The 8374-nt window shown below is 64.2% G+C and carries 8 protein-coding genes; 5 read left to right on the top strand and 3 right to left on the bottom strand.

Features of this window, described 5'->3' with window-relative positions; translation table 11 throughout:
- Positions 1-45: 45 nt before the first annotated feature.
- Both Q0602_RS02470 and Q0602_RS02475 read left to right on the top strand, forming a co-directional pair.
- On the top strand, positions 46-1410 hold the full coding sequence (locus tag Q0602_RS02470; RefSeq protein WP_298838423.1) for a Na+/H+ antiporter NhaC family protein: 1365 nt from the start codon (positions 46-48) through the stop codon (positions 1408-1410).
- A 21-nt stretch (positions 1411-1431) separates the two neighbouring features.
- The gene (locus Q0602_RS02475; RefSeq protein WP_298838426.1) at positions 1432-2841 is read left to right on the top strand and encodes an FAD-binding oxidoreductase; all 1410 of its coding nucleotides are present in this window, start codon (positions 1432-1434) and stop codon (positions 2839-2841) included.
- A 28-nt stretch (positions 2842-2869) separates the two neighbouring features.
- Here Q0602_RS02475 and Q0602_RS02480 read toward each other — a convergent pair whose 3' ends face one another.
- The 3 genes from Q0602_RS02480 to Q0602_RS02490 form a co-directional block, all read right to left on the bottom strand.
- Positions 2870-4288: a sorbosone dehydrogenase family protein gene (locus Q0602_RS02480; protein WP_298838429.1), complete on the bottom strand. Its 1419-nt coding sequence runs from the start codon at positions 4286-4288 to the stop codon at positions 2870-2872.
- A complete protein-coding gene (locus Q0602_RS02485) occupies positions 4285-4713 on the bottom strand; it encodes a DUF2231 domain-containing protein (RefSeq protein ID WP_298838432.1) in 429 nt (142 codons plus the stop codon). Before Q0602_RS02485 ends, Q0602_RS02480 begins: the two co-directional genes overlap by 4 nt.
- Positions 4714-4940: 227 nt before the next feature.
- Complete coding sequence (locus Q0602_RS02490; RefSeq protein ID WP_298838435.1) at positions 4941-5948, bottom strand: NAD(P)-dependent oxidoreductase; 1008 nt, start codon at positions 5946-5948, stop codon at positions 4941-4943.
- A 94-nt stretch (positions 5949-6042) separates the two neighbouring features.
- Between Q0602_RS02490 and Q0602_RS02495 the strand changes: the two genes are divergently transcribed.
- From Q0602_RS02495 to Q0602_RS02505, 3 genes are all read left to right on the top strand, one after another.
- Entirely contained in the window at positions 6043-6696 is a 654-nt protein-coding gene (locus tag Q0602_RS02495; RefSeq protein WP_298838439.1) for a TetR/AcrR family transcriptional regulator, read from the top strand.
- Positions 6697-7083 (top strand): ester cyclase, encoded by a 387-nt coding sequence (locus Q0602_RS02500; protein WP_298838442.1) that lies wholly within the window; start codon positions 6697-6699, stop codon positions 7081-7083.
- 134 nt (positions 7084-7217) lie between these two features.
- A partial coding sequence (locus Q0602_RS02505; RefSeq protein WP_298838445.1) for a mechanosensitive ion channel family protein occupies positions 7218-8374 on the top strand: 1157 nt, incomplete at its 3' end.

Genomic DNA, 8374 nt, shown 5'->3' on the forward strand with positions numbered 1-8374 from the left:
GTCATTCACGAAGGCACAACAACAACTCCGCTGAGGTGAGACACGATGGAATATGACAATCCCCTTGTCCTGCTGCCCACGGCAATCGTCCTGATACTGGCATTGTGGACCCGCCGGGCCCTCGAACCCCTGGTGCTGGGGGCCTTTATCGGCACCTTGATGATCGATCCCGGCAATGCCTTGAGCAGCCTCACCGAGGATCTGCTCACGGTGATGACCGATGAAGATGTCGCCTGGGTCATCATGGTCTGCGGCCTGATGGGCAGTATCATTGCGCTGCTGCTCAAGTCTGGTTCTTCGCGCGCCTTTGCGGACAAGCTGATGCGCTATACCACCAACAAGCCTCGCGCGCTGCTGGGCTGCTGGATCATGGGCATCATCCTGTTCGTCGACGACTATCTGAACTCCCTGGCCGTCGGCACCTCGATGCGCAAGGTCACCGACCGCTTCAAGACGTCCCGGGAAATGCTGGCCTACGTGGTCGACTCCACCGCGGCGCCCATCAGCGTGCTGATCCCGATATCGACCTGGGCGGTCTTCTTCGGCGCGCTGCTCGAGAGCAACGGCGTGGCGGAGGATGGCCAGGGGGTGTGGACCTACATCCAGGCCATTCCCTTCATGTTCTACCCCTGGGTCGCGGTGATCCTGGTGCCGCTTTTCATCTTGCGCTGGATGCCTGCCTTCGGCCCGATGAAAAAGGCCGAGCAGCGTGCCGAAAAACAAGGGCAGTGCGTGCCTCCCGGTGCCGAACACATCGATGACGAAATCGCCCACCTCGAAGCGGACACCCATGCGAAAGGCAGTATCTGGTCCTTTCTGCTGCCCATGGCGTCGTTGGCCTTCTTTACCTGGTGGTTCGACCTGGATTTCCTGATGGGCATCTTCGTGACCCTGGCCGGCATGATCGTGGCCTTCATCGGGTTCAAGAAGCTGTCGCCCAGCCAGACCTTCGACAATATCCTGGAAGGCTTCAAGTCGATGCTGGATGCCCTGGCCGTGCTGGTGGCCGCCTTCCTCTTCAATGAGGTCAACACCTCGCTGGGGCTCGCCGATTATGTCATCACCACGGTCGAGCCGCTGGTCAGCGCGGAAATGCTGCCCTTCATCATCTTCACCGTCATGGGCTTCGTCTCCTTTGCCACCGGTTCCAACTGGGGCGTGTTCGTGATCATCCTGCCGATCGTCGCGGTGCTGGGCCAGAATCTCGGGGCTGACATGACCCTGGTGATCGGCGCGACGCTCTCCGCCAGCACCTTCGGCAGCCATGCCTGCTTCTACTCCGATGCCACGGTGCTGACCGCCCAGGCCAGCGGCTGCACTCCCTTCCAGCACGCCTTCACCCAGTTGCCTTATGCGGCCCTCGCGGGCTGTATTGCCGCCGCGGGGTATCTGGTGCTGGGCTACATGTGATCTTGGATGAGCGAATACGCCATGCACACTGATGCGCATAGCAACTTTTGGAGCACCACCTTGGGCGAGCGGCCGACGTCGCGCCCGCGCCTGACCGCGAATGTCCAGGCCGACGTGGTCATCGTCGGTGCCGGCTTCACCGGGCTATGGACCGCTTATTACCTGAAGCGCCTTGCCCCCGAGCGGGAGATCGTCGTGCTCGAGGCCGAGCGTGTCGGTCATGGCGCGTCGGGGCGCAATGGCGGCTGGGTGGTGGGTAACCTCGCCGGGCTGGAGCGGCATATCGGGGACTTGCCATTGGCGGAACGGCAAACCTGTTGTGGCGTGGTGGCCGATAACGTCGATGAGGTCGGCCGGGTACTGGCGCGCGAGGGGATCGAGGCCGATTTCAACAAGGGCGGCGCGATCTATGCGGCGGCTCGCTACCGGGATCAGATCGCCATCCAGCGCGACTACCTGCAGCATCTGCATGAGCTGGGGCACAGTGAGGCGAACTGCTACTGGCTGGATGCCGAGCAACTCTCGGAGAAGGCTCGATTCAGAAACGGCTACGGCGGTATTTATCATCGCCAGGTCGCCACGCTGAACCCGGCCAAGCTGGTCGCCGGCCTGGCCGAGCGCGTCGAACGCCTAGGCGTGACGATCTACGAGCAGAGCCGCGCCGAGACCCTGTCGCATCACAAGGTGAACACGCGCGAAGGCAGCGTCGAGTCACCGATGGTCGTGTGTGCGACCGAGGGGTACGCCGACCGGTTCCTCGATTTCAAGCGCCATGTGATTCCGGTGCAGAGCCTGGTGATCGCCACCGAGCCGCTATCGGAGGCTCGCTGGCAGGAGATCGGCATGGCCGAGCGTCCCGCCTTCGCCGATGCCAGCCGGTTGATCAATTACGGTCATCGCAGTGCCGATGGGCGCATCGTTTTCGGGGCGCGCGGCAACTATTATCTCGGCGCCAGATCCAAGGCCGATCAGGCGATCGATGATGCGGCCATTCGGCTGCGGCGTGACCTGCTGGTGGATCTCCTGCCTGCGTTGGAGGGTGTCAGGATCGAGTATGGCTGGGGCGGTTCGTTGGGCTTGTCGCGCAACTTCCGCCCGCATGCGATCCTCGACCGTCGCGACGGCCTTGCCACCGCGGGCGGCTACGCCGGCGAAGGGGTGGCCGCCTCGCACCTGTTCGGCCGCACCTTGGCCGACCTGATCCTCGAGCGCGATAGCGAGTTGGCGCGCATGCCCTGGGCCTTTGCCAATGACAGCCACCGCCGGCTAATCAAGCGCTGGGAGCCCGAGCCGCTACGCTGGCTCGCCGCGCAAGCGATCACCTTCAGCTATGCCGGAGAAGAAGCGCTGATGCTTCGCGACAAGCCGGCGCCCTTGCTCAAACCCGCGCTCAGACGATTGAACGATCGCTTCGCGTCGATCATCGAGTAACGGTCGAGTCGGGCGCCCCGCGCCGGGGTCATCCATCCCCGGCGTATCCGTTCTCGGGCATCTCTGTCTCCTCTTCCGGCGGCTTGGCTTCCTCGCTGGAGGCGCCCGATGGTGCCTCGGCGGCGGGCTCCGTTGACGATGCCGCGTTGCCATCCCGTGCCACCCGCCAGACGGCGTTGGTCAGGTCATCGGCGATGATCACCGAGCCATCCGGCGCGACGGTCACGCCGACCGGACGCCCGCGCGTTCTGCCGTCATCGGTGAGGAAGCCGGAAACGAAGTCGACCGGGTCGCCGGCCGGTTCTCCATTCTCGAAGGGCACGAACACCACCTTGTAGCCGACCGGATCGGCACGATTCCAGCTGCCGTGCTCGCCGACGAAGGCACCGTCTGTGAATTGCCCGCCCACCGCGTCGTTCGAGAAGGCGACCCCGAGCGGGGCGCGGTGCGAGCCGAGGCTGTAGTCGGGTGCGATCGCCGTCTCGACCAGCGCCGGATTTTCCGGCTTCACCCGCGGATCGACGTGCTGGCCCCAGTAGCTGTACGGCCAGCCATAGAAGCCGCCGTCCTGAATGGAGGTCAGATAGTCCGGCACCAGATGCGGTCCCAATTCGTCGCGCTCGTTGGCGACGGCCCACAACATGCCGGTACCCGGCTGGATCGTCAGGTCGGTCGGGTTGCGCACGCCGGTGGCGTAGGCGCGGTGGGCGCCGGTCTCCGGATCGATTTCCCAGATTTCGGCGCGATCGACTTCCGCTTCCATGCCGCGCTCGGTGATGTTGCTGTTGGAACCGATACCGACATAGAGATGCTGCCCGTCCTGACTCGCGGTCAGCGACTTGGTCCAGTGGTGATTGATCTCCGCCGGCAGCGGCGTCACGAGCTCGGGCTCGCCGCTGGCTTCGGTCTGGCCCTGCTGGTAATCGAACCGTACCAACGCATCCTGGTTGGCCACGTAGAGATCATCGCCGACCAGGGCGAGGCCGTAGGGCGCATTGAGATTTTCGGCAAAAACCGTCTGCTCCTCGTAAGTGCCGTCGCCATCGCTGTCACGCAGCAGCGTCAACCGGTCGCCACCCTTGACCGAGGTGGTGCCTTTCGATTGGATCAGCCCGGCGATGAAGTCCTTCGGCCGGGATTTTGGCGCGTTGCCGCCCCCTTTCCCCTCGGCGACCAGGATATCGCCGTTGGGTAGCACCAGGGTCTGACGGGGAACCTCGAGATCGGTGGCGATGGCGTCGATGCGGTAGCCGTCCGGTACCGTGGGCAGCTTGTCATCCCAGGGTGCCTGTTCGGGAACCCCCATGTTGGGCAGCAGGCCGCGCTGTGGATCGGGCAGTTCCGGATTGGCCCCATACTGCGGGTCCGGGTCGGCAGCGTGCGCGCCCCCGGCCAGCAGCAGGATCGAGAGCGGTGCGGCGTAGCGCAGTTGGCTGGCGTGTTTCATGAGTGGCCTCCGCTCTTGCGGCTGGTGAATCCAATCCAGATGGCGACGAACGCAAGCACTGCGACGACGATCGACAGGGTCAGGCCCGTCGGCATCGTCGCCCAGGCATCCCGGGCGTGAACCAGCGCATTGAAGAAGCCGAGCCCCCAGGTCACCAGCAACAGCACGAAGTACAGCACGGACAGGCCGCGGCTACCGGCCGGGCGGAAGATTCCGATCAGCGCGCAGATCAGCGCAAGGCCGCAGAACACCAGGCCGCCGGCGATCAGCCAGGAGGCGAAGTGGCTCCACTGGACATTGAAACTCGTGGAGTAGGCGTAATCGCTCAAGGCGGCGCCCAGGAATAGCGGGAAGGCGCCGGCAAGCAGCATCCCGTGAAGCGGATTGGGCCCGGTTCGGACCGGTCGTTCGGCAGTGGCAAGCATGGCAAGCTCCTTTTGCAGGTAAGGCCAGGACGTCGTGCGTCAAGCCAGGTCGTCATCGGCGGGGCTGCCACCTCGCCGGTAACACGGCCCTGGCGCGGAGGCTTCGTCCCCGTGGCTGGAGTCTAGTCGACATGAAGGCGCTTCACCCAAACCACGAGGCGATTCGGGTTTCGTTCATGGGCTGGGCCTGTCGTATCGCGTCGTCATCCCTCGCCGACCCCACCGCTTCACGCCGGCTCGAGCGTCACGATCTTGCCGCCTGCCTGCCGGAATCGATCGAAATAGTGCCGTGAATCCAGAACCTGATACGGGAAGTAGAGCCCGGGCGGCGTGGAGGGTCCGCCGTCGAGTCCCAGGAGTCTTTCGAGCAACAGCGCCACGCCAAGCCCCGTCAGCGGCATCTGGCCTTCGGGGTGAATCACCGCATGGCGCGTGCGAAGCGTCTGGCCTGCATGATCCGCTCCAGCGAGTTCCACCAGAATCTCGGTGGACATCGGCTCGCCGCGTCGGCGGCTGGAACTGATGCCGATGGCGAGGTTGAACTCGACGTTCGCCGCGGCCGTAGCGGTTGCCAGGGCGACGACATCGTGGGGCGAGAGCGCGGAGGCTTCCATCTCGATGCCATCGGCTGCGCGAAAGGTGGTCTTGAGGTCGTCCCCGGTGCGCCAGATCCAGGCGCCGTCTCGACGGACCTGGGCGGCGGGAATGGCCTGGGTCTGGCGCTCGAGATCGTCGAAGGAAGCCGGCCCTCCCTCGTCCTGCTCATCCAGCAATGCGCCGAGGCGAATCGTGTCGATACGGCTGAACGACTTGGCGAACGCCAGCGTGGGGATCGTGGTGGCACCCACCAGCCACTCCGTACCCAGTACCACGGGGGCGGCATCCGGCTCGTGCATGTACGCGGCGATTTCCGGGCCGGTCTCATACAGGGCGGGCGAGATGCTGATATAGGGGACCTTGCGGGCCAGGGCAAAGGCGAGCGCGGCGGTACTCGTGTCCGTGAAATAGATCGCCACCGCGCTGATCGGCCGCTTGCCAAGACCCAGGTCGGCTGCGCTGAGGTCGACCGTCACCGCTTCGGCATGGCCGATCTCCCGGGCCGTACGCTGCGCCTTGTCGAGATCGCGGCCCCCGATCAGTAGCGGTACGTCGGGATAAGCGTGGCGCACATGCTTCGCCGTCTGGCGGCCGACGACGCCGGCACCGCCAATGAGCAGAATGGGATCGGATGTCATTGTGACGTCTCCTGGGAACGTGATAAAACCTACCAATGGTAGGTTTTGATAACGATAAGCTACTTTTGGTAGGTTATCAATGAGGAGCGATCGATTGGCTAGCGAGAAAGAGAAGGGAAACCCCCGGGAAGAGACGGCAAAGCCGGTGTCTCGCCGGCTTTCCCGCGCCCAGCGGCGGCAGCAACTGCTGGATGTGGCGTTGACGATCGTTCGTGATGAGGGTGCCGATCGGTTGACGCTGGGGCACCTGGCGACTCGCGCCGGGATCTCGAAGCCGGTCGCCTACGACCATTTCGGTACGCGTTCGAAGTTACTCATCGAACTCTACAAGTCGATCGACCAGGCACAGGCAGCGGCGCTCCAGGCCGCACTGACCACCGGCGAGCGCAGCATCGAGGAGACCGTCGCCGCTCTCGCTTCGGCCTACATTCACTGCTACGCCGATACCACTGGCGAATGGCACGCGATCGGTGCGGCGCTGGCGGGGAGCGAGGAGAAAGAGAGGGTCTATCAGGAGCTGCTCGATGGTTACGTGCAGCTGTTCGCCGCCGTGCTGAAACCGCACACCGACCTGCAGCAGGCCGAGCTGGAGCGGCGCTGCATCGGTTTGATCGGTGCCGGTGAAGCCTTGTCAGCCGCGATGGCTCGCGGCAACTGCGGCGAAGCCGAGGCCGCGGATACTTTTGCAACGCTGATTCTGGGTGGGTTGCGGGAGTCCTTTTCATGCCGATCAGGCGGGGAGGGGTAGATGGATCTCAAGTCGCGTTATGAAGCCTATATCGCGTGTCTGAACGCCCGCGATCTCGAGGGGCTCGACGAGTTCGTCAGCGATACCGTCATCCACAACGGTTCGACGATTGGCATCAGCGGGTATCGCGAAATTCTGGCTGGCGACTATCGCGACATACCCGACCTGCACTTTGCCATCGAACGGCTGATATCCGACGCTTCGACCGTTGGCAGCAGGCTGCGCTTCGACTGTCATCCACAAGCCGAATTCCTGGGGCTGCGGGTCGACGGTCGGCGGGTCGTGTTTCATGAGAACGTCTTCTACCGGTTCGCCGATGGGAAGATCCAGGAGGTGTGGTCGGTCATCGACAAGGCCGCGATAGAAAGGCAGTTATTCGGCTTGTAGCGCGCCTCTGCCAGTACCAGAGCCGCGGTGGAACCTCGTGGCGATCCCGCACGCGGGATTGACTCACGTGATGGACGCGGATCATGGAAGGCGGGATGATCCGGCCAACGACTCAGGAAAGCGGTGACTCAGGGATGAAACGCATGGGCGCATGGCGGCGGTGGTTGTTGGCGGCATCGATGTTGCTGGTCTCCAGCCTGTGCCTGGCACAGACCCAGGAAGATGGCGGCGAGCGGGAGTGGTACGCCATCGATTCGCTGAACAGTGGCCTGGGCAAGGCCACGGGTTCCGTCAATCTCAGAACGCCCCGGGAGTCGATGCGCACCTTCCGGGACCTGACCGACCGGGGCGATTTCGAGGCGGCGGCCCATATCCTCAATCTTGCCGATCTGTCCCCGGCGGAACAGCGTGAGCGGGGTGCCGAACTGGCCCGACAGCTCGCCGCCATATTCCAGCGTGGCAAGTCGATCCGTATCTCCAATCTCTCCGGGCGTCAGGATGCCGCCATCGAAGATCCCACGGGCGAGAGTCCCCATGCCGGGGAGCCACGTCGCGATATCGAGCTGGCCTCGCTCGAGGCCGATGGCGACACCTACGACATCCGGCTGGGTCGCTATCAGCTGGATAACGAGGAACCGGTCTGGCTGATCATGCCGGAGAGCGTGGCGGCGATCCCCGCGCTCTATCGAGAGTACGGCCCTACGGCGTTCGAGCGACACATTCCCGAAAGCCTGAAGGGCTCCTTCGGGTTGCTCAGGATCTGGGAGTGGATCGCGATCCCGCTGGTGCTGCTGGCGGTTGCCCTGGTCGGCAAGGGGGTCTACCGGTTGATCGAGGTGATGACGCGCTGGTTGCCCTCCGGGGCACCGAGCATCTTCGCCAAGCAGATTCGCGGCCCGGTGGCGCTCATCGTGATGTCGTTGCTGACCCAGGCGCTGCTCGATTACGTCGTCTCCTTCTCGGCGGTCGCGACGACCACCCTGCGCGTGGTGCTGATCGCTATCCTGGCCTGGGGAACCGGGGCCGTCGGGCTGCGGCTCGTCGATACCATGATGCTGAAGATGACGCGTCGCCTCGCGGGGCAGATCGACGATTCCAAGCCCCAGGACGACCGCAAGCTGCTGACGACGCTCTACGCGGTGCGGCGCATCATCATCCTCGTCCTGGTGACGGCGGTGTCGATCTATGTGCTGGGGCAGGTTCAGCTCTTCGAAACCCTGGGACTGTCGATTCTGGCTTCTGCCAGCGTGCTGGCGGTGCTGGTGGGCGTGGCGGGGCAGGCCGTACTCGG

This window comes from uncultured Salinicola sp., assembly GCF_937921195.1.
Taxonomy (GTDB): domain Bacteria; phylum Pseudomonadota; class Gammaproteobacteria; order Pseudomonadales; family Halomonadaceae; genus Salinicola.

Coding starts and splice junctions, on each gene's coding strand:
- Q0602_RS02470 (WP_298838423.1), top strand. CDS start 46: ATGGAATATGACAATCCCCTTGTCCTGCTGCCCACGGCAATCGTCCTG.
- Q0602_RS02500 (WP_298838442.1), top strand. CDS start 6,697: ATGGATCTCAAGTCGCGTTATGAAGCCTATATCGCGTGTCTGAACGCC.
- Q0602_RS02485 (WP_298838432.1), bottom strand. CDS start 4,713: ATGCTTGCCACTGCCGAACGACCGGTCCGAACCGGGCCCAATCCGCTT.
- Q0602_RS02480 (WP_298838429.1), bottom strand. CDS start 4,288: ATGAAACACGCCAGCCAACTGCGCTACGCCGCACCGCTCTCGATCCTG.
- Q0602_RS02475 (WP_298838426.1), top strand. CDS start 1,432: ATGCACACTGATGCGCATAGCAACTTTTGGAGCACCACCTTGGGCGAG.
- Q0602_RS02490 (WP_298838435.1), bottom strand. CDS start 5,948: ATGACATCCGATCCCATTCTGCTCATTGGCGGTGCCGGCGTCGTCGGC.